At 33.9% G+C, this 21,432-nt stretch carries 21 protein-coding genes and 3 pseudogenes; 18 read left to right on the plus strand and 6 right to left on the minus strand.

The window, feature by feature from the left end:
• Positions 1-61 precede the first annotated feature (61 nt).
• Both tsaA and DN389_RS19320 read left to right on the plus strand, forming a co-directional pair.
• Positions 62-535 (plus strand): tRNA (N6-threonylcarbamoyladenosine(37)-N6)-methyltransferase TrmO, encoded by a 474-nt coding sequence (gene tsaA, locus DN389_RS19315; protein ID WP_087980969.1) that lies wholly within the window; start codon positions 62-64, stop codon positions 533-535.
• The gene (locus tag DN389_RS19320; protein ID WP_088080769.1) at positions 532-972 is read left to right on the plus strand and encodes a GNAT family N-acetyltransferase; all 441 of its coding nucleotides are present in this window, start codon (positions 532-534) and stop codon (positions 970-972) included. Before tsaA ends, DN389_RS19320 begins: the two co-directional genes overlap by 4 nt.
• Before the next feature lie 81 nt (positions 973-1,053).
• Here DN389_RS19320 and DN389_RS19325 read toward each other — a convergent pair whose 3' ends face one another.
• Both DN389_RS19325 and DN389_RS19330 read right to left on the minus strand, forming a co-directional pair.
• Positions 1,054-1,581 carry an HAD-IIIA family hydrolase gene (locus tag DN389_RS19325; RefSeq protein ID WP_098190105.1) on the minus strand — a complete coding sequence of 176 codons (528 nt, stop codon included), beginning with the start codon at positions 1,579-1,581 and terminating at the stop codon, positions 1,054-1,056.
• Positions 1,582-1,610: 29 nt separating this feature from the next.
• On the minus strand, positions 1,611-2,042 hold the full coding sequence (locus DN389_RS19330) for a GNAT family N-acetyltransferase (RefSeq protein ID WP_088080767.1): 432 nt from the start codon (positions 2,040-2,042) through the stop codon (positions 1,611-1,613).
• A gap of 153 nt (positions 2,043-2,195) precedes the next feature.
• Between DN389_RS19330 and DN389_RS19335 the strand changes: the two genes are divergently transcribed.
• The 6 genes and pseudogenes from DN389_RS19335 to DN389_RS19360 form a co-directional block, all read left to right on the plus strand.
• A complete protein-coding gene (locus DN389_RS19335) occupies positions 2,196-2,906 on the plus strand; it encodes an ABC transporter ATP-binding protein (RefSeq protein ID WP_046955673.1) in 711 nt (236 codons plus the stop codon).
• A complete protein-coding gene (locus DN389_RS19340) occupies positions 2,899-4,098 on the plus strand; it encodes an ABC transporter permease (protein WP_098190106.1) in 1,200 nt (399 codons plus the stop codon). The genes DN389_RS19335 and DN389_RS19340 overlap by 8 nt, the downstream gene beginning before the upstream one ends.
• A 282-nt stretch (positions 4,099-4,380) precedes the next feature.
• Entirely contained in the window at positions 4,381-4,968 is a 588-nt protein-coding gene (locus DN389_RS19345; protein WP_046955675.1) for a YpjP family protein, read from the plus strand.
• A gap of 106 nt (positions 4,969-5,074) precedes the next feature.
• Positions 5,075-5,710 carry an HAD family hydrolase gene (locus DN389_RS19350; RefSeq protein WP_046955676.1) on the plus strand — a complete coding sequence of 212 codons (636 nt, stop codon included), beginning with the start codon at positions 5,075-5,077 and terminating at the stop codon, positions 5,708-5,710.
• A gap of 22 nt (positions 5,711-5,732) precedes the next feature.
• Positions 5,733-5,846: pseudogene (locus tag DN389_RS29195) on the plus strand (aminoglycoside phosphotransferase); the annotation flags it as partial.
• A gap of 5 nt (positions 5,847-5,851) precedes the next feature.
• Positions 5,852-6,466 (plus strand): annotated as a pseudogene (locus tag DN389_RS19360) (aminoglycoside phosphotransferase family protein); the annotation flags it as partial.
• Here DN389_RS19360 and DN389_RS19365 read toward each other — a convergent pair.
• Positions 6,430-7,017, minus strand: a pseudogene (locus DN389_RS19365) (S41 family peptidase); the annotation flags it as partial. The pseudogenes DN389_RS19360 and DN389_RS19365 sit on opposite strands and share 37 nt — an antisense overlap.
• 126 nt (positions 7,018-7,143) lie before the next feature.
• Complete coding sequence (locus tag DN389_RS19370) at positions 7,144-8,601, minus strand: serine hydrolase (RefSeq protein ID WP_098190107.1); 1,458 nt, start codon at positions 8,599-8,601, stop codon at positions 7,144-7,146.
• 184 nt (positions 8,602-8,785) lie between these two features.
• On the opposite strand from DN389_RS19370, the gene DN389_RS19375 reads away from it, so the two are divergent.
• The 6 genes from DN389_RS19375 (at position 8,786) to DN389_RS19400 (ending at position 16,766) form a co-directional block, all read left to right on the plus strand.
• Positions 8,786-11,368, plus strand: a complete 2,583-nt coding sequence (locus DN389_RS19375; protein WP_149237485.1) for an alpha-L-rhamnosidase — start codon at positions 8,786-8,788, stop codon at positions 11,366-11,368.
• A 107-nt stretch (positions 11,369-11,475) separates the two neighbouring features.
• Positions 11,476-12,432, plus strand: a complete 957-nt coding sequence (locus DN389_RS19380; RefSeq protein WP_002085878.1) for a thymidylate synthase — start codon at positions 11,476-11,478, stop codon at positions 12,430-12,432.
• Positions 12,433-12,451: 19 nt separating this feature from the next.
• Positions 12,452-12,940, plus strand: a complete 489-nt coding sequence (locus tag DN389_RS19385) for a dihydrofolate reductase (RefSeq protein WP_098190109.1) — start codon at positions 12,452-12,454, stop codon at positions 12,938-12,940.
• A gap of 155 nt (positions 12,941-13,095) precedes the next feature.
• The gene (pbpC, locus tag DN389_RS19390) at positions 13,096-15,081 is read left to right on the plus strand and encodes a penicillin-binding protein 3 (protein ID WP_001227226.1); all 1,986 of its coding nucleotides are present in this window, start codon (positions 13,096-13,098) and stop codon (positions 15,079-15,081) included.
• Between the two features lie 218 nt (positions 15,082-15,299).
• Positions 15,300-15,935, plus strand: coding sequence for an FMN-dependent NADH-azoreductase (locus tag DN389_RS19395; RefSeq protein ID WP_000170043.1), 636 nt, complete (start codon positions 15,300-15,302; stop codon positions 15,933-15,935).
• A gap of 111 nt (positions 15,936-16,046) precedes the next feature.
• The gene (locus tag DN389_RS19400) at positions 16,047-16,766 is read left to right on the plus strand and encodes a lysophospholipid acyltransferase family protein (protein ID WP_098190110.1); all 720 of its coding nucleotides are present in this window, start codon (positions 16,047-16,049) and stop codon (positions 16,764-16,766) included.
• Between the two features lie 38 nt (positions 16,767-16,804).
• Here DN389_RS19400 and trhA read toward each other — a convergent pair whose 3' ends face one another.
• Complete coding sequence (gene trhA / locus DN389_RS19405) at positions 16,805-17,461, minus strand: PAQR family membrane homeostasis protein TrhA (protein WP_000136880.1); 657 nt, start codon at positions 17,459-17,461, stop codon at positions 16,805-16,807.
• A 213-nt stretch (positions 17,462-17,674) separates the two neighbouring features.
• Between trhA and DN389_RS19410 the strand changes: the two genes are divergently transcribed.
• The 4 genes from DN389_RS19410 (at position 17,675) to DN389_RS19425 (ending at position 20,221) form a co-directional block, all read left to right on the plus strand.
• Entirely contained in the window at positions 17,675-17,860 is a 186-nt protein-coding gene (locus DN389_RS19410) for a twin-arginine translocase TatA/TatE family subunit (RefSeq protein ID WP_000492443.1), read from the plus strand.
• 42 nt (positions 17,861-17,902) lie between these two features.
• Positions 17,903-18,646, plus strand: a complete 744-nt coding sequence (tatC, locus tag DN389_RS19415) for a twin-arginine translocase subunit TatC (protein ID WP_149237486.1) — start codon at positions 17,903-17,905, stop codon at positions 18,644-18,646.
• A 328-nt stretch (positions 18,647-18,974) separates the two neighbouring features.
• On the plus strand, positions 18,975-19,226 hold the full coding sequence (locus DN389_RS19420) for a DUF2535 family protein (RefSeq protein ID WP_000629012.1): 252 nt from the start codon (positions 18,975-18,977) through the stop codon (positions 19,224-19,226).
• A 152-nt stretch (positions 19,227-19,378) separates the two neighbouring features.
• On the plus strand, positions 19,379-20,221 hold the full coding sequence (locus DN389_RS19425; RefSeq protein ID WP_033657798.1) for a DegV family protein: 843 nt from the start codon (positions 19,379-19,381) through the stop codon (positions 20,219-20,221).
• 201 nt (positions 20,222-20,422) lie between these two features.
• Here the strand turns inward: DN389_RS19425 and DN389_RS19430 are convergent, their stop codons facing one another.
• Positions 20,423-21,397: an MBL fold metallo-hydrolase gene (locus DN389_RS19430; RefSeq protein WP_142343512.1), complete on the minus strand. Its 975-nt coding sequence runs from the start codon at positions 21,395-21,397 to the stop codon at positions 20,423-20,425.
• Positions 21,398-21,432 lie beyond the last annotated feature (35 nt).

The raw sequence follows: 21,432 nt of genomic DNA on the forward strand, positions 1-21,432 counted from the left end.
TCTGGAAAACATTCAGAAAATATTTTATAATGTAAGTGGTTACATTTAAGGGGGAATGCGTATGTTTTCAGTTCAACCAATCGCATTTGTACATAATGAAAGAAAGGAAATAAAAGATGATGAGTGGGGAGAAGTAAGATCCTATATTAATTTAACTGAAATGTATACAGAGGAAAGTATACAAGGGATTGAAGATTTTTCTCATATTGAAGTTGTTTTTTATTTTCATAAAGTAACGGATGAACAAATTCAATATGTTGCTAGACATCCTAGAAATAATAATGATTATCCTAAAGTAGGCATTTTTGCACAGCGCGGGAAAAATCGCCCGAATCGCATAGGAGCAACAATTGTAAAGGTGATCAAAAGAGAAGGTAAATCAATTATTGTTGAGGGGTTAGATGCTATTGATGGCACACCTATATTGGATATAAAGCCGATAATGAAAGAGTTTATGCCGAACGAAGAAATTCTACAGCCTAAATGGGCAACGGATATAATGAGACAGTATTGGAAGGGGAATGGAGTAAAATGAGAATATATGAGGCAACAATTGCAGATTTAGATGGACTAGCATCAGTTTTTAATAACTATCGTACGTTTTATAGACAAGATTCCGATATAGAAGGAGCAAAAGTATTTTTGCGAAATCGAATCGAGAGAAAAGAATCCGTTATTTTCGTAGCAGTTGAAGACGGTGAATATATTGGGTTCACGCAATTATATCCATCATTTTCTTCCATTTCGATGAAAGAATTATGGATTTTAAATGATTTATTTGTACAAGCCACTAAGCGCGGAGCAGGAACAGGTAAAAAATTACTAGAAGCTGCTAAAGAATTTGCCTTAGAAAATGGTGCAAAAGGTGTAAAATTACAAACAGAGATCGATAATTTATCAGCACAGCGATTATATGCTGAAAATGGATATTTGAGAGATAATCGTTATTTCCATTATGAATTAACGTTTTAAAAAAATCATATAAAATTAACGTTTTAAAAAAATCATATAAAAAGAGACGTTTTCATTGTGAAAACGTCTCTTTTTATATGATTATAGTTGATTTAAAACCCAATTTGTAGCATCTTCAAAATTTTCTGCAATGTAGTTTGGCTCAATATGTGCCCATTTGTCTCGGTACGTATGTAAAGCATCATGTCCAGCGCCTGTTCGAATTAATATCGTCGTCGCATCTACAGTTGCTCCTGCAACGATATCAGTCCAGCGATCACCAATTACAGCGCATTTTGTTAAATCAAGCCCATGTTTTTCTGCTGCTTGCAGCAGCATACCTGTACTTGGTTTTCGGCATTCACAACCATCACCGTGTTTATGAGGACATACGTAAATATCATCAAAGCCGAACCCTTTTAATTCTTGTGCAAAATCCGCTACAGTTGCTATCCCATCCGCGATACCTGGTTGATTTGTGAAAGAGAAAATTTTTATATTACGAGATTTTAGTTTTTGCAGAGCTGCTTTTGTAAAAGGAAATAATGTAAAAGAACCTGGATAATGTATTGTAGTGTCACCACCAATTGTACCGTCACGATCAATAAAAATAGCTTCGATGTTTGTCATAGTTTTAGTCCTTTCCATGTATAAGTAGTTTAAAAATGTTTTACAAATCGATATCCATTTACTTCATATCCTAATTTTTTGTAAAAAGGATGTGCTTCTACTCTTTTTGTTCCACTGACTAGCCATGTACCGATACAATTATGTGTCTTTGCTAATTGTTCTGCATAATCCATTAATACTTGTCCAATGCCTTTCCGTCGTATTGTAGAATCAACGCTAATAATTGAAATTTCCCCATAACGAGTTATATCTTCTAAATTTTCACGTATACGAAACCCAAGTAATCCATATATAGTGTCTTCTTCTTCATAAACATATAAAAAATCAAAAGGACTCATTTTTACGAATCGTAATCGGTTGTTCATATCTTCATAGGAAATAGAGGAACCTTTTAATTCTGTTGTTAAAGAACAAAGTGCATCTATATCGTCTATCGTAGCTTCGCGAATTTGAAAAGACATATAATCAACTCCAATAAAATGTAATCAAACATTTATTATTCTGTTAAAAAAAATTTTTTCCTGCTATAAAAATAAATATTTTATAATGATATATAGATAGTTGTATGTTATTCTTTTCCTTGTTTGTATTGGAAATGGAAAGAAGGGGAATGTATGTTAGCAGTAAATATTCGCTCTGCAGGATATGATTTAGCGGAAAAGACAATTCATGATATTGACTTTTCGATTGAAAAAGGTGAATTAGTTGCACTTATTGGTGCAAATGGTGCTGGGAAGAGTACGACGATTAAAACGATGCTCGGTTTACTAGTAAATATGAATGGTGAAATATCATTCGGTGAAAAGAAAAATCCTTATGCATACGTGCCGGAACACCCGACATATTATGATTATTTGACGCTTTGGGAACATATCGAACTATTAATGGCTGCTCGCGAGAACGAAGTAGGAAGCTGGGAAAGAAAAGCAGAAGAGTTATTACATATGTTTCGAATGGATAAACATAAACATGAGTATTTATCAAAGTTTTCAAAAGGTATGAAACAAAAATCGATGCTCATTTTGGCATTTTTAACTGAACCAGATTTTTATATCATTGATGAACCTTTTATCGGTTTAGATCCAGTAGCTACGAAAGAGTTTTTAAGTTATTTATATAAAGAAAAAGAACGTGGCGCAGGAATTTTACTTTGTACGCATGTATTAGATACCGCTGAAAAAATTTGCGAAAGATTTTTACTCATTTCGCAAGGTACATTAGTCGCAGATGGACATTTAGAATCTATCCAAACGTTAGCAGAAATGCCAGGAAGTTCATTATTAGACTGTTTTGATGTAATTGTAAGGCGTGAACAGCATGATTAAACAACAATTTTATAAAAGATTGCGTCATGAACTCCATCGTAAATGGAAGTCCATACGTTCTATAACTGATTGGACGGTTGCGCTATATATTATTATTCCAGCACTTATATTTATAGGGATTTATTATCGTGCACTATGGATAGAAGAACTATCGACGGGAGAGACAGTTTATTTCGGATTAGGTTTACTCGCATTTTATGTGATGACATATGCAAGGGGAGTACGTTCATTTTTTGAACAAGCGGATAGTTTATTTTTAATTTCTTATCCCGCTCACATGCAAAAGTTAATCCAGTATGGCATGACATATACGTTAATTCGAATAGCGATAACGAATGTAGTGGTAGTAGTTGCTATGTTACCAGTGTTGATGAAAAGTATTGGAGTGACGAAGGTACAAATCGTATTATTTTGGCTATTCTTTACTGCATTTCGATTTATGTTGTCGTTGTTAACGAGATTTATTCATATACGTGTGGGGAAACGATGGTTACTATGGATTGTAAAAAATGTGATATTTTCTATAAGTCTATCCTTTTTTGGATTGAGTCTGTTTCTTATTTATAAAAATTCCTTTTATTCTATACTATGTATCGGTCTAGCAGTTTTATTAATCATCGTATTGATAAAAGAAAAACTAAATTATAAAAATTGCTTTTTTAAAGAAGTTGAGAAAGAGAAAGAAGAAAGTATGCGCTGGACAAGTGGGATTATGCAAGTTGGTGGTCATGCGGCTAAACCGAGTAGTTCGAATAAAAAGCCGTGGATGTTTCCACGTTCTAAAAAGTTTTTAGGGAAGAAAAAGGATTCTCGTATTGTTGAATCCTTTTTAAAAGAATTTTTCCGTACAAGTAGTGCACGAATATTTTATATTCAAATTGGATGTTTAAGTACTGTAAGTATTATCATGAGTCCGAGGTGGATTGCAGCTATTATTCTTGCATTTGCTTTAGTTGCAATCTCTCGTTATATGCGCGATTATTGGAATGAATTTACGAAAAAAATGTTTCTTCATTTATATTGTGATGAAGGAAAATTACTACTGTTAAGATGGAAGGCAGATCGCTATTTATTACTCCCAGTACTACTTTTGTATGGAATAGTTATACTTTCTCATTTTTATTTATTACCAGCTGTAATGGCCGGGATTATTTTTATAGTATGGATTGGTTGGATTGTATTTTTACCATAGAAAAAGAGCCGAAAAATGGCTCTTTTTTTAATCTGTTACACATTGATAAAGAAAATATACTAAAACGAGTATGCTTGCGGCGGAATACATGACATCTAAAGTCATCTGATTGCCTCCTCATTGTTGTTGTACTTATATTGTATGAAATCTTACAATTTCATATTCAAGTGAAAAATATGTGAACGTTAACAAAATTGTAAAGTGCAAAAATTACAATCATTTTGTATAATAGAAGAAACAACCGTTATATAAAATATAATGAGTGAAAGGGAGGGAACATAAATGCCAAATTGGTTTAGAAAAACCTTAGTCGCATTAATTACCGTATTTACATTTGGTTTAGTGACGCCTCCTTCCATATTGCTTGATAATGCCAAAGCTGCAGACAAGCCTACGAGTACAGCTGGGCAACAAAATTTGGAGAGTACGTCCTATACATATGAAGAAACGAATGATAGGTTAACCACCGATACTTTTATTACTTATGCAATGCTAGAAGCAGAGAAGCAGTCGATGCAAAAGTTTGGCACTAAAATTGGTCCAGTAATTGAAGATGAGTTTAAAGATGTAATATTACCGAAAATTGAAGAGGCAATTGCTGAGCTTGCAAGTGATGTGCCAGAGGAGTCATTGCAATCATTAGCGATTTCTCAAAGACCAGCTGGCGGAAATAATGAAAAGATTTTTCATGTGTATGACACGAAATCAGGAAATGACTTATTGCGATTTCATGTAAGAAGAGATCATCCACCGCAAGATGGTTATTATTTTAATTTCCACTATCACCGTTTTGATGATGGGTACTCAGGACACCATGAATTGGGGAATATTTATTGGAATACGAATATACCGCCAAAGTGGCTTTCTTAAAAAGAACAAGAGAAAATCTTGTTCTTTTTTATGCTTATAGAAGGGTAAGGCAACTATATTGTTGAATAAAATAGGTTTAGGAAAAAAGAAGTAAGGGAGTATGGGAATGCAAAAATATATTGTTTTTGACTTTGATGGCACATTAGTAGATTCACAAAATATATTTGTACCAATTTATAATCAAATTGCTGAAAAGCACGGATATAAAACGGTAAGGGAAGAAGAAATTGAGTATTTGCGTAAATTAACGATGCCAGAGAGATGTAAACAACTTGATGTACCATTGTATAAACTACCGATATTAGCGCTGGAGTTTTATAAATTGTATCAACCCGCTATAAAAGATCTTATTTTGTTTCATGGGATGAAGGATGTATTAGATGAACTGCATAAAAAAGGATACGGAATTGCCGTTATATCTTCTAACTCAGAAGAGCATATTCGGGCATTTTTACACAATAATGATATAGAAAATATACAAGAGGTATATTGTTCTAAAAATTTGTTCGGTAAAGATAAAATGATAAAAAGATTTTTAAAATCGAAAAAAATAACAGAGAAAGATATGTTATACGTCGGTGACGAACAGCGAGATGTAGCAGCGTGTAAAAAGGCTGGGGTGAATGTAATATGGGTATCTTGGGGATATGATGTTATTGAAACAGTGAAAAAAGATGCACCAGATTATATGGTCAATACACCAATGGAAATTGTACAAGTAGTACAAGGGGCGTATTCTTAATATGAATACACTTTGAGCAGGTATTCATCATATTGAATTTTGGGTAGCAAATTTGGAGGAATCCATTTCTTTTTACGATCCGAATGGGTTTATTGTAGAAGTAGCGTATACATCAAATGTAGAAATGCAAGGGGAATAAAAATGAAAACAATTACAGCGTGGCAAAACAATATACAAATAGTAAAAGATGCAGTTAATATTGAAGAAATCTCCAAAGGTTTCTCACCGGATAAGAAATATATAATTACGAGTGCGAATAACGAAAAATATTTATTACGGACAGGCGATATAAAAGAGTATGAAAGAAAGAAAATAGAGTTTCAAATTTAAAATGAAATGCAAAACCGTAGTGTGCAAGCACAAAAACCAATTGAAATGGGTTTGTTGGCAGAAGAAGGTTTATGCTACGGCATTTTTTCATATTTAGAAGGGGAAGATGCGAAGAAGCTATTGCCTACATATACACCAAAAGAACAATATGATATTGGTATAGAAGCAGGAAAAGATTTAGCAAAAATGCATACATATGAAGCTCCTAAGGATATCCTTCCATGGTATGAAAGAGCAATGGAAAAACATCGAAAATATGTAGAGGCATATAAAACATGTGGAATAAAAATAAAAAATGATGATAAAATCATAAAGTTTATAGATGAAAATGAAATATATTTAAAGAACCGCCCAAATCGGTTTCAACACGATGATTTTCATTTAGAAAATATAATTGTACGTGATGTGAAATCAGTCAAAGTAATTAAGAGTGTGTCTTTATTATGCTGTTTAAATGAATAAATAGGCGTGTATTCATTTTGTTTATACTTTTGTAAAGTAATGGTTTCGATTACGCCATCTTCATTTATAAGTGTACAAGTTGATGATTGTAATAAAACATAATCCCATTTTTCGCGTTCATATGTATTCTCATTTAAATATTTCTTATATTTTATTAATAGCTCAGGAATTTTCATATTATCTAATGCTAAGATTGACTGTCCTTTTTTCACTCTTACTTCATGTGAAGTGGATGTAATATATAGGCGGTCTTCGTATCTTTTCACCTGGAAGCCAATACTGTTAAGAGGTTGATTGTTAGAGTGCACTTTAAAAAACATATGATTATCTTTAAAATCTAGTAAGTAATCACGTACAATTTCAGTAAATTGTACTGGTGTTAGTTCTCCTTGTTTCTCTAGTTTCTCGACTGTCTGTAAATATGTAGTAGGATCGTCCCATCCTTTCTTATCTATACAACCTGAATAATCGTGATGAGTAATCGAAACAATTTCTTTGAAAATTTCTGTGTACACAGCTTTTCCTCCTGATAATTTAATTAGTTGAATAATAGAATTCTGTATCCTTTACGTATTATCCTTTTTTTTTGCATAGAGAAAAGGGGAATAGAGGGAAGTGTTATCTTCCCTCTATTAAAATATTTATTTGATTTTCTTAAATACAAGCGGCTGCGTACTTAACATAGCTGGTACATGTAACTGAAGGGATGGGAATTCACCACTTACATTCATTTCATAAGCGAATAATAAACTCATTTTTATTTGGAATAAATCAACTTTTGCAGAGAAGATGTCGTAATGATGATGAGCTAATTGAACATCCATCTCCATAAATTGTACAAATAACGAATCATCTCGTTTGTATACTTGTAATGTTCCGTATGCAGGATGTTCAAAAGTACCAGTATAATCCTCTAACTTGTGAGAAGGTGTAGTTCCTTTAATTTGTTCAGGAATGGATTCAGTTGCTTCTTTCATCATTTCCTTCATTTTTTCAGTATCTTCTACAGCACGTTTATGCCAATCAATGGATTCTAATTCAAGTAGTTCATCATAAATTTGATTAGCGAGATAAGTAGGTAGTAATGTGCCTCCAGCATTCGTTAATATGACAAGGCCTATGTTTTCTGTTGGTATGAATGAAACAAGCGCTGAAAATCCATCAATATTACCGCCATGATGAATCACCTTATTACCACGATAAGCGCTAATAAACCAACCAAGGCCGTAACTATTTAATGGAGATTCAGGAAGTGATAAAACTGGTTGATCTGGAATTGAATTGTGCGGTGTATACATTTGTTGTAATAATTCAGGAGAAATTAATTCATGCTCTCCAAATTTTCCTTGTTTTAAGTGAAGAAGGACCCAATTGGCCATATCTTCAATTGTAGAATTAATACAACCAGCAGCGCCAACCGTATCGATGTTGCGGAATGGAACTTCTTTTATTTCACCGTCATTTTCGATGTAAGGTAAAGCATAATCATCTGTTGTTTGTGAATCTGTAACAGAGAAGTTTGTATGCCTCATATTTAAAGGTTCTAAAATATGTTCTGTGGCGTATTGTTCCCATGTTTGATTCGTAATGTTTTCTACAATATAACTAATTGTTGCATACATTAAGTTGTTATAAAGAAATGCTGTCCGGAACGGTGCATCAAGTGGTAAATGTTTTATTTTTTCAACGAGATCTTTTCGAGATAAGGAAGAGCTATACCAAAGAGCTTCATGACGACTTACACCAGTTCGATGAGAAGCTAAATCCCGTCCTGTAACTTGTGAGCTAGCAAGTAGTTCAGATAAAGAGAAGTTAGGTATATAAGACTGGATAGGAGTATCCCAATTAAACTTTTTTTGCTGTGCTAATAAGCTTAATGAAAGTGTGCCAAAAGCTTTCGTTGAGGAACCGATTGCGAACCGAGTACTCGGTGTAACAGTGTCTTTTGTCTCTAGATTTCGATAGCCAAATCCTTCTGAAATAATAACTTCACCATCTTTTATAACAGCCACAGCAGCTCCAGGAACGTTTAAATCCTTCATCATTTTTTCAACCGTTGTTTGTAAAGCAGTCATAACAGGAGTTTCAATTTTAGACATACTTCTAACCTCCAAATATAAATTTTGTTCTACCGCACTATACTTTCGGTAATAGAAAATGAAAACCTTTTTAATTATGGAAAGTTAATAATTTTGTAAGGATGAATAAAATTATTATTTATTTAGAATTTTATTTTTATTATAATTAATTTAAATTAAGATTTAGAAAAGATGGTGAAGAAGTGTGCTAATAATAAAGAAATTACTTTGTGATAATAAAAATAATCCGATCGGCATAGATTCGAAAGTTGTTAAAATGAGTTGGCAACTTGAGTCGAGTAACCGAAGTGTAAAACAACTTGCTTATAGATTGCAGGTTGCGAAGGATAGAGAGTTTAAAACTATGGTATTTGATTCACAGAAAGTAGAAACAGATCAAAGTTTATATATACCAATCAATTCATTTTCATATAGTACGGAAACACGATATTTTTATCGAGTGAAGGTATGGGATAATCATGAAGAAGAGTCGTTTTGGTCAGAAGTAGCATTTTGGGAGACTGGGTTACAAGGGCAAGACAATTGGAGTGGTAACTGGATTGCTGCGAAAAAGGAACGAGCGCAAGTTATGTCCTTTAATAAAAATTTTACTATTAAAAAAGTAGTTAAAAAAGCGCGTTTATATATCACAAGTTTAGGATTATACGAGGCTTCTATAAATGGAGAGCGCATTGGAGATTGTTATTTTACCCCTGGATGGACAAGTTATGATAAGAGAGTACTGTATCAAACGTATGATATAACGCATTTATTAAAGGGTGAGCAGAATACTATTTCGGTTCTGGTAGGTAATGGCTGGTATAAGGGACCACTTACCGTGCATCATGTACGTAATTATTACGGTAGAAGACGTGTGATAATTGCTCAAGTACATATAACGTATGAAGATGGAACGAAAGAAAAAATTGTCACAGACGAAACATGGAAGGTAACTCCAAGCCCAATTTTGTATTCAGAAATTTATGAAGGGGAGGTTTACGACGCTAGGCTAGAAGAAAGTGGGCAAGGGCTAGAAGATGTTGAAGTAATTGAGCATTCCAAACAAATAATTGTTGCGCAAGAAAACGAAGCAATTCGTAAAATGAAAATTATTAAACCGATTTCTATTTCAAAACTACCGAATCACGAATGGCTCATTGATATGGGGCAAAATATGGTAGGTTGGGTTCAATTTACAGTCCGTCATGTTTATATTGGCCAAAAGATAGAATTGCATCATGCTGAAATATTGAATAAAGACGGTAGTTTTTACACCGGAAATCTCCGAAAGGCAAAACAAAAAATAGTGTATATAGCAAAAGGAGAAGAAGAGGAAACGTTTGAACCTCATTTTACATATCAAGGCTTTAGGTATGTGAAAATAAGTGGATTAACCCAGCCGCCTCAAATAGCAGATTTTGAAGGGATTGTATTACATACGGATATGGAAAAAGCGACTGAATTTGAAACGTCTAATCCATTAATCAATCAACTTCATCATAATGTGGAATGGTCTCAAAGAGGGAACTTTTTTGATGTGCCAACAGATTGTCCGCAGCGAGATGATCGACTTGGATGGACCGGAGATGCACAAATGTTCATTGGGACAGCTACGCAAATTATGAATGTACAATTGTTCTTTAAAAAGTGGCTCCAAGATTTATCATTAGATCAAAATGTTAATGGAGCTGTGCCTTTAGTTATTCCAGATGCTTTTGGGAAAAGAGCGGATTTTGATTTACATACTTCTGGTGGTTGGGGCGATGCAGCAATTATATGCCCATGGGTTCATTATTTACATTACGGAGATGTATCGATTTTAAAAGAACAATATGACAGTATGAAGAAGTATATAGATTACATACGTTCACAAGGTGAGAACGAGTATTTATGGGATACAGGCTATCATTTAGGGGATTGGCTCGCATTAGATACGAAACCAGATGTATATGAAGGCGGAACAGACAAGCATTTTATTGCGACAGCTTATTATGCCTATTCTACATCGCTTTTACGAAGGATTGCTGAGATTTTAGGTGAAAATACAGATGCTAAATTATATGCAGAGTTACATGGGAATATTGTTCAAGCATTTCAAAATGAATTCGTTACACCAAATGGTAGGTTAATTTCAAATACACAAACAGCCCACATATTAGTACTTCTTTTTGAACTAGTGAAAGATGATGTGAATGAGAAAGTATTTAATCGCTTAATTGAGCTATTAAAAGAAAATAAAAATCATTTAACAACAGGTTTTATAGGAACACCGTATTTGAATTTAATATTAAGCAAGTTTAAACGTCATGATCTTGCTTGTAAGCTGCTATTTCATGAAGATTATCCATCATGGTTATACCAAGTGAAAAAAGGTGCCACAACGATTTGGGAACATTGGGATGGCGTGAAAGAGGATGGAACACTTTGGAATGATAGCATGAATTCTTATAATCATTACGCATATGGCTCTATTGTTGAATGGATATACCGATATATTATTGGATTAGAAATGGATGAGACAAAACCTGCATATAAACATTTTTATGTACAACCACATTTTGATTCGAATATAGAATGGGTTAAAGTAAAACGTGAGACAGCTTATGGAGAAATTAAGATTGAGTGGCGTGTAGAAAAGGAACAAGCCTTTTTATATATTTCTGTACCAGCTAATACAAGCGCTACATTACGGATAGACGAAACAAAATGGAAAGCAGAACATGACGTTGGAAGGGATTTAGGATCAGGTGATTATACATTTACATTTTGTAAAAATATATTGAAGTAGAATTCTGTTTATATAGAAATATATTTTTATTCATTAGGATTATTTAATTCACTGTTTTTCATGTTATGATAAATTTCATATAAGATTGAAAGAAGGTTTTACTACATATGAAACATGCTGAATATGAATACTTAAATTTATGCCGCCATGTAATGGAGCATGGTACGAAGAAAGAAGATCGTACAGGGACAGGCACTGTATCTGTATTTGGATATCAAATGCGTTTTGATCTAAGTAAAGGTTTTCCTTTATTAACGACAAAGAGAGTGCCGTTTCGCCTTGTAGCAAGTGAACTGCTTTGGTTTATGAAAGGTGATACAAATATTCGTTATTTATTGCAGCATAATAATAATATTTGGAATGAATGGGCATTTAAGAGCTGGGTAGAAAGCGATGAGTATACTGGTCCTGATATGACTGATTTCGGTCTTCGCTCACAACAAGATGAGGAATTTAAAGTGCAGTACGATGAGCAAATGGAATTGTTTAAAAAGAACGTTTTAGAAGATGATGATTTCTCGAATAAATATGGTTATTTAGGAGATGTATACGGAAAGCAGTGGCGTGCCTGGAAAACGACAGCTGGTGAGACGCTTGATCAATTAAAAGATGTAATTGAAATGATTAAAAAAACGCCAGACTCCCGTCGCCTAATTGTTTCTGCCTGGAATCCTGAAGATGTACCAAGTATGGCATTACCACCTTGTCATACGCTATTCCAGTTTTATGTAGCGGATGGCAAACTTTCTTGTCAGTTATATCAAAGAAGTGGTGACATATTCCTTGGAATTCCATTTAACATTGCAAGTTACTCACTACTAACACATTTAATTGCACATGAATGCGGACTTGAAGTGGGAGAATTTGTTCATACAATTGGAGATGCACACATTTATACGAATCATTTTGAGCAAGTGGAAAAGCAATTGGCACGTGAACCACGTCCGTTCCCAAAACTTACATTAAATCCAGATGTGAAATCTGTGTTTGATTTTGAAATGGAAGATTTAACGATTGAAGGATATGATCCACACCCAGCAATTAAAGCACCGGTTGCAGTGTAATTGTAGAGGAGATGAAAAGATGATAGTTTCATTTATGGTCGCAATGGACGAGAATAGAGTAATTGGTAAAGATAATAATTTACCTTGGCGTTTACCGAGTGAATTACAATATGTAAAGAAAACAACGATGGGTCATTCGCTTATTATGGGAAGAAAAAACTATGAAGCGATTGGTAGACCACTGCCTGGAAGACGTAATATCATTGTAACTCGTAATGAAGGGTATCATGTTGAAGGCTGTGAAGTAGCACATTCTGTAGAAGAAGTGTTTGAGCTATGCAAAAATGAAGAAGAGATTTTTATTTTTGGCGGAGCGCAAATTTATGAGCTCTTTTTACCATACGTAGACAAGTTATATATAACAAAAATTCATCATGCATTTGAAGGAGATACATTCTTCCCAGAAATCGATATGGCAAATTGGAAAGAAATTTTTGTTGAAAAAGGGTTAACGGATGAAAAAAATCCGTATACGTACTATTATCATGTATATGAAAAGCAACAATAATAATAGAGGTTGATGTGAATATTCGCATCAATCTTTTTATCTGTATCCATCAATATAGGTTTATAGATGAGATTCGATAGTGCTATAATGAATGGTAGCATGTAAAAATGCTAATATTTTCTAAAGTATTGATGTAGAAAGAGGAGGAGAATCGATTGAGAAAGATATGGGGGATTCTTTTTCTTTGCTTAACATTCATGTTAGTTGGATGTGGTAAAGAAGAAAAACCACAAGAAGCGTTTGATACATATACAAAAGCATGGAATAAACAAAAATTTGCAGAAATGTATGATCAATTATCAGAAAAGGCAAAAAAAGATATTTCGAAGAAAGAGTTCACTGAGAAATATGAAAAAATTTATTCTGGCATTGAAGTGAAAAACTTAAAAGTAGAAGCAGGAGAAGTAAAAGAAGATAAAAAAGATGAAGGTCCTGTTCCTTTTAAAGTAAGTATGGATACAGTCGGTGGTAAAATCAATTTTGCCCATGAAGCAAAAATGGTGAAAGAAAAAGATGGAGATAAAGAATCTTGGAAAATAGATTGGACTCCTGATTTTATATTCCCAGGTATGACAAAAGATAGTAAAGTGCGTATGCAAACGACAGAGCCAAAACGTGGTGAAATATACGATCGTAATGGAAAAGGTCTTGCAACGAATGGGAAAGCTTCTGAAATTGGAATAGTTCCAGAAAAATTAGACGATACTGCTCCGCAAACGAAAGAGACAGTAGCGAAGTTATTAAATATGTCTGTAGAAGAAATTGATCAAAAACTAGCTGCTAAATGGGTAAAACCAGGGTATCTCGTACCAATTGGAATTTTGCCTGAGGGGGCAACGCAAAATACGTACATTGATTTACCAGGTGTTTCAACAAAACCTGTAAATGTTCGTACATATCCGTTAGGGGAAGCGGCAGCTCATCTGACTGGTTATATTGGAAAGGTAAATGCTGAAGATTTAAAAACGCTACAAAAGAAAGGCTATCAAGCTGATGATCCAGTTGGTAAAGCCGGTTTAGAGCAAGTATTAGAGGAAAAGCTACGCGGTAAAAAAGGTGGCCGTGTCTTTGTAGAAGATGCGCAAGGAAAAGAAATTAAAAATTTAGCAAAAACAGATGCTGTTGATGGAGAAAATGTAACTTTAACTATTGATAGTGCTGTTCAAGAAAAAACGTATAATGAAATGAAGGGCGAAGCTGGTTCAAGTGCAGCAATTAATCCGAAAAGTGGAGAAACAATTGCACTAGTAAGTAGTCCAGCATATGATCCTAATATAATTGCACGAGGGACATCGAAGGCACAACGCGAAGCATGGAATAATGATCCGAAAAAACCGATGACGAATCGATTTACACAATTATCAGTTCCAGGATCTGTATTTAAGCCTATTACAGCTGCAATTGGTCTTGAAACGAAAACGATTGATCCAAAAGAAGAGTTGAAAATTGAAGGATTAAAATGGACAAAAGATTCTTCTTGGGGTAATTATTATGTAACACGTGTGAAAGATGCAAATCCGATTGATTTGGATAAGGCGATGAAATACTCGGATAATATTTATTTCGCACAAGAAGCTTTGAAAATCGGAAAAGACAAGTTTATGAGTGAAGCGAAAAAATTCGGATTCGATGAGAAATTACCAATTGAATATGGATTCCCAGCTTCTAAAATCGCAAATGATGGTATTAAAAATGATATTCAAATGGCAGATACAGGATATGGACAAGGACAAGTATTAATGACTCCTCTTCATTTAGCTTTAACGTATGCGCCAATTGTAAATGATGGAACGATTCCATCACCGTATATTATTAAAACAGATAAACAACCAAAAGCTTGGAAAGAAAATGTAATTTCTAAAGGAAATCAGGATATATTAAAAACTGCTATGACGAAAGTAATTAATGATCCAGACGGTACAGGGAAAATTGCTAAAATTGATGGAATGACTCTTGCTGGAAAAACAGGGACAGCGGAATTAAAAGTATCGAAAGAGGCCGAAGGAAAAGAACTAGGCTGGTTCGCTGCATTTGATTTGAATTCACCAGATATGGTCATTACAATGATGATTGAAGATGTAAAAGGTAGAGGCGGAAGTAATATTCCAGCTGAAAAAGTGAAACATGTGTTTCAAAAATAGAAAATGATGAAGACTATCTCCATGGAATGTGGAGGTAGTTTTTTGTTTCACCAAAACGTATTGAAAAGATAGTGTTTATTAACTTACGAAAAAAAAGTAGCTATTTTTTATTGACATTGAACATAACTTTTTGTATTATACTTACATAAGGTAAGTTATTTACTTTCGAAATATAAATCTCAAATTAAAGATAAAATGTGTAAAAGGGAGAGAATACAATGACAAAAGTACTATTTATTACAGCAAATCCAAATTCAGCAGAAGGTTCTTTCGGAGTGGCAGTAGGGGAAGCTTTCATCGAGGCTTATAAAAACGAACATCCACAAGACGAAGTTGTAACAATTGATTTATTCAACACTACAGTCCCAGCAATCGATGCAGATGTATTCGCTGCTTGGGGTAAATTTGCAGCAGGTGAAGGTTTTGAAACTTTAACTGAAGTTCAACAACAAAAAGTTGCAGCAATGAACACAAACTTAGAAACATTTATGCATGCAGATCGTTATGTATTCGTAACTCCAATGTGGAACTTTAGCTATCCACCAGTAGTAAAAGCATACTTAGATAACTTAGCAATCGCAGGTAAAACATTCAAGTATACTGAAAATGGTCCAGTTGGCTTATTAGAAGGCAAAAAAGCACTTCACATTCAAGCAACAGGTGGCGTTTATTCTGAAGGAGCATACGCAGCTGTAGACTTCGGCCGCAATCACTTAAAAACAGTATTAGGATTCATCGGTGTAAATGAAACTGAATACATTGCAGTTGAAGGTATGAATGCAAACCCTGAAAAAGCACCAGAAATTAAAGAAGCAGCAATTGCTAATGCTCGTGAATTAGCAAAACGTTTCTAATATAGAATACTTAAAAATGTCCAAGCACTTGCTGTTTGGACATTTTTTCTTCTTTTTCCTTCGTTTGTCTAGTATAATGAAGGTCGGAATGATAATAGGTGGGGGTTCTGTATGATTCAAACGTTTTTTAAAATCTTTTATTTAATTTTAATCGTAATTGCGATTACACCGAGAATGTGGCGTCTGAAAAGACAAGTAAATACGATGTCGCCACAAGAAAAAGATAATGTTGTGTATAAAACGACAAATTGGTTTGGTAAGAAAATGGTACGTGTAGCTGGTGGGGCAATTGAAGTAAATGGTCTGGAAAATGTTCCAAAAGATAAGCCGGTACTAGTTGTAAGTAATCATCAGAGTAATATGGATATTCCTGTTTTACTAGGTTACTTAAATAAACCAATTGGATTTGTTTCAAAAGCAGAGATTAAGAAGTTTCCAGTTGTACCAACTTGGATGGAACTTATGAATTGTGTATTTATGGTTCGTAATGATCGTCGTCAATCTCTTCAAGCGATTAAAGATGGAATTGAGCTGTTAAAGAACGGGCATTCTATCGTAATCTTCCCAGAAGGGACGAGAAGTAAGGGTGGCGAAATTGGAGAGTTTAAGGCTGGGAGTTTTCACCTTGCAGTAAAGTCAGGTGTAGCAATCTTACCTGTAACGTTAGATGGTACACATAAAATGTTTGAAGCGAATGGAAACCGTATGAAACCAGCTCATGCAACAGTAACAATTTCTAAGCCGATTACACCTGAAGAGTATGCGAATATGGATATTAAAGAATTAACGAAGCATACACAGGATGTTATCGCATCACAATTACATAAGTAATAAAAAAGGTTTCAGCTTAATATAAGCTGAAACCTTTTTTATGCTGTAGGTAAGACATAAAAGAGTACGCAGAAGAACATCATCGCACTACCACCTAAAACGAAAAGATGCCAAATGGCATGATTGAAAGGTAACTTTTCCCAAAGGAAGAATATAGCCCCTACAGAATATAAAATTCCACCTGCTAAAAGTAGTGAAAAACCATGTCCAGTTAGATTTTCATAAAGTGGTTTAATAGCAACGATTATGAGCCATCCCATTATGATATAGCATAATGTTGATGCCTTAATAAAGCGACGTACAAAGAAAATTTTGAAGATGATACCTCCGAGTGCTAGTGTCCATATAATAGCGAGTAACGTCCAGCCTAATGGTCCGCGAAGCGTAATAAGTAAAAAAGGAGTATATGTGCCAGCGATTAATAAATAAATGGCTGAGTGATCTAGTATAGTAAATAATTTTTCTACTTTTGGATGATGAATGCTATGTAACAAGGTCGAAAACAAGTACAGTAAAAACATGCTTACACCATAAACCGTAAATGCAACTACAGCAGATGCGGTACCATGCTTAGAGGCATGAATAATTAATATAATTAAGGCAGGGATGCTTAAAATGGCACCGATACCATGTGTAATTGCATTTGCAATTTCTTCTTTCACAAAATGCGTCATTCGTGTCATTTTTTCAGTCATAATGCAAATCCTTTCTACTATCATAAAATAATATGTCATTTCCCTTACCATATCATACACAAGGGCAATAGAAAATGAAATTTGTATAATTGATTATATTTTTGAATTTTTTTGACAAAAGGCAATGGATTTGTTGACGTTTTCAAACTTTTTTGACAAAATAAAATTATGCAATAGTAGGACAAGGAATCTACTAATAAAGGGGATGGAGAAATGTTTTCAAATATTGGCTTTCCAGGATTAATTTTAATTTTAGTAGCTGTACTCATTTTGTTTGGGCCGAAAAAATTGCCAGAAATCGGAAAGGCTTTAGGGGAAACGTTAAAAGAATTCAAAAAATCAACGAAAGAATTGACTGATGATGCATTTCAAGAGAAGGAAAAGAAAGAAAAAATGTAATGAATTTTCCTCGAAATGGATAAATAAAGTGTGGTGAACGAGATGGAAGATCGGGAAATGAGCGTAGTAGAACATATTGTTGAGCTTCGCAAACGAGTAATATATACAGTACTATCCTTTGTCCTATTTTTAATTATCGGATTTACTTTTACGAAGGATATTTATTTTTGGCTAGTAAAAGATTTACCAATGAAATTAACTGTTCTCGGTCCAAGTGATGTATTATGGATTTTTTTCTCGATTGCTACAGTATTTGCTATCGTTTGTACAATTCCTTTTGCTGCTATACAAATTTGGTTATTTGTAAAACCGGGTTTACATCCAAATGAACAAAAAATGATAGTAATGTATATACCGGTATTGTCTATATTATTTATTGCAGGTTTATGTTTTGGATATTTCGTTGTAATGCCGTTTTTATTTCATTTTTTAACTACGATAGGTAATGAAATGTTTAATACGATGTTTACGACAGAAAAGTATTTTCATTTTGTTCTTAATTTAACAGTTCCATTTGCTGTAATTTTTGAATTACCTGTAGTTGTCATGTTTTTAACGAGTATTGGACTGTTAACGGCGGAATTGCTAATAAAAATAAGAAGGTATGCTTACGTAGCATTGATTATCATTGCATCGTGTATATCACCGCCGGATTTTTTATCACATAGTTTAGTAGCGGTACCACTTATTTGTATTTATGAAATTAGTATCGCTTTATCAAAGATTGTCAGTAAGCGGAAAAAGAAAAGAGAAGAAGAAATACAGTCGAAAAGTGCCTCGTTATAAAGGCACTTTTTTTATTTATTTGTTATACTTTAGACATAAACGTATACAATATATAGAAGAAAAAAATTATAGAATCTCCAAAATTTAGACAAACTTTGCACTTTGCTAAGTTTATACTAAAATTATTAAGCAATATACGGATAACGGGATTCCTGTCTGATCGGATATTTAGGACGGAGGATGAATAGAGTATAAATCTTCTAACCAAAAGGACTACAGGGATTGACTAAGGATACTTTTGTATTCATAGAAGTCTCCACTTTAAACAACGTGTTTTAGCGTAAAGTAGAGGAAGTTCAAAAATCCAATGAAAAAGAGGATTGATATTGTGATTACGAAAAGTTTTTATTTCACTCATTCAACAGGGGATTGTATTAAAATATTCGAAATCCCTGTCCTACAGGCACAGCATCCATTATCGTTTCTAATTCAGTCTCGTCTTCAATTATTTATTGCAAAAATTCAAAAACAAAAGCACCCAAGATTTTCGTATTCTTTCCGTGAATATTTGCAAAATTGTTTGAAGTGGAATGATTATTTAAATGTATATAAAACAAATACCCTTGAAAAAAATGCATGATACAGAGTATGGACAGGGTTAGTAAACTCTGTCTTTTTCATTTTAGGTATAAAAATATAATTAATTTGGTGAAATTTGTTCGAAATTGTTGAAAGCACAGGGAATGCTAGTATAATAACAAGGAGAGCGTATTGGAAAGGGAAGAATATAATATGCAAAAAATTAAAATTGTAACAGATTCAACTGCAGATTTAACGCAGGATGTAATCGAAAAGTATGGCATTCATGTGCTACCATTATCAATCTCTGTAAATGGACAAACATATTTAGATCGCGTTGATTTACAACCTGATGAATTTATTGAAGAAATGATCAAATCAGAGGAATTACCAAAAACATCACAACCGGCAATGGGTACATTTGTAGAAATGTATGACAAGTTAGGTGAAGATGGAAGTGAAGTACTTTCCATTCATATGACAAGTGGAATGAGTGGTACTGTGGCAACTGCCAATAGTGCTGCATCAATGACCGACACAAAAGTAACAGTTGTTGATTCTCAATTTATTACACATGCTTTAGCATATCAAGTAATAGAAGCTGCAAAAATGGCAAATGAAGGACGCTCACTAGAAGAAATTTTAAAACGTGTAGATGAAGTGAGAAAGAATACTCGTTTATATGTAGTAGTAGATACATTAGAAAATTTAGTGAAGGGTGGGCGTATCGGTAAAGGAAAAGCGTTTATCGGTTCGCTACTTAATATAAAGCCAATTGCTAGCCTTGAAGATGGTGTTTATAACCCTGTAACGAAAGTGCGTAGCCAAGGTCAAATTGTAAAAACGTTAGCTAAGTTATTTGAGGAAGATACAGCTGGAAAAGTTGTAAAAGCTGTTGCAATTCCGCATGCGAAAGCAATTCCTTTAGCTGAAAATGTAAAAGCGGCTGTTGAAAAAGTGAGTGGATTTGCTCAATCAGAAATTTTCTTTACAACGCCTATTATTAGTACTCATACAGGTCCGGGTGCAATTGGATTTATGTATTTAGCAGAGTAATAAAAAAGCTACTTGAAATGAATTTTCAAGTAGCTTTTTTTTATGTGAATAGAAAGTAAGAAATAAGAAGGGTTATACAGGCACTCCCGCTAATGATATAGCGAGTCTGTAAATATTCATTCATAGAAAACACCCACTGATTAAAGTTTTACTTTATGATTTTCTATAGTATATGTTGGATATAGAAAATAAGTAGTTACGTTATACGTGTAATGTTTCAATTTTTTCATTTACTTGCTTACCGTTTGTTGCGTTATTATAAGTAAAGGTTTGGCCTAAAAAGAGTACATGCAGTTGTTCCCACGGTAACATACGTAAATTCCAATTATTTCGAAGCCTTGTTACTGCCTCGCGGGGTGTTTCATCGGCGAGGGCAAAAGCTCCGTAATGCATCGGTATAAAGTGTGTAGCGTTTAAATCTAAATAAGCTTGCACTGCCTCTTCAGGTGAAACATGAGATGCTTTCATAAACCACTCTGGTTCATAAGCGCCAATTGGCATAAGGGCAATATCAATTGAAAAGCGTCTGCCAATTTCTTTGAAACCTTGGAAATAGCCACTGTCACCACAAAAATAAACGGTTTCTTTCGTTAGTTCATTATTAATAATCCATCCACCCCAATGTGATGTATTCATATCAAATAAGGATCTTCTCGTCCAGTGCTGAGCAGGTACGAAGTGAAAGGAAACATCATTAATGATCGTGTTTTCCCACCAATTATACTCTTCTACACGAGTAAATTTTTTGCGAGTAAATAGTTTTTTCAGTCCAATAGGTACAAGGTATAAAACATCATCATTTAGTTGGCGAAGCGATGAAAAATCTAAATGATCATAATGACCGTGTGAAATGAGGACAATATCAATTTTAGGTAGTTCTTGTATAGAAAGACCAGGTTCAGTAAGTCTTGGAACTAATTTTAATTTAGTAGCCCATACTGGATCTGTTAATATATTCAGCCCATTCGTTTGGATAAGGAATGTGGAATGACCAACCCAAGTTACAGACGTCTTTTCAAAGTTGTTTTGTAGGAATTTACTTTGTTTAACAGGTGATTGTTCTACTAAAAAAGAAAAATCCTTTTTATTTTGTTTTCGTTCTTTTCGCCAACGTATAAAGGAACGAATTGATTTTTTTGTACTCACATTATCCATGTTTTCATAACGTTTTGTCATGAACATCACCTCATTTAAAATCGTTGTAATTGTAT

Origin of the sequence: Bacillus sp. AY3-1 (assembly GCF_008368785.1) — a bacterium.
Lineage (GTDB): Bacteria > Bacillota > Bacilli > Bacillales > Bacillaceae_G > Bacillus_A > Bacillus_A wiedmannii.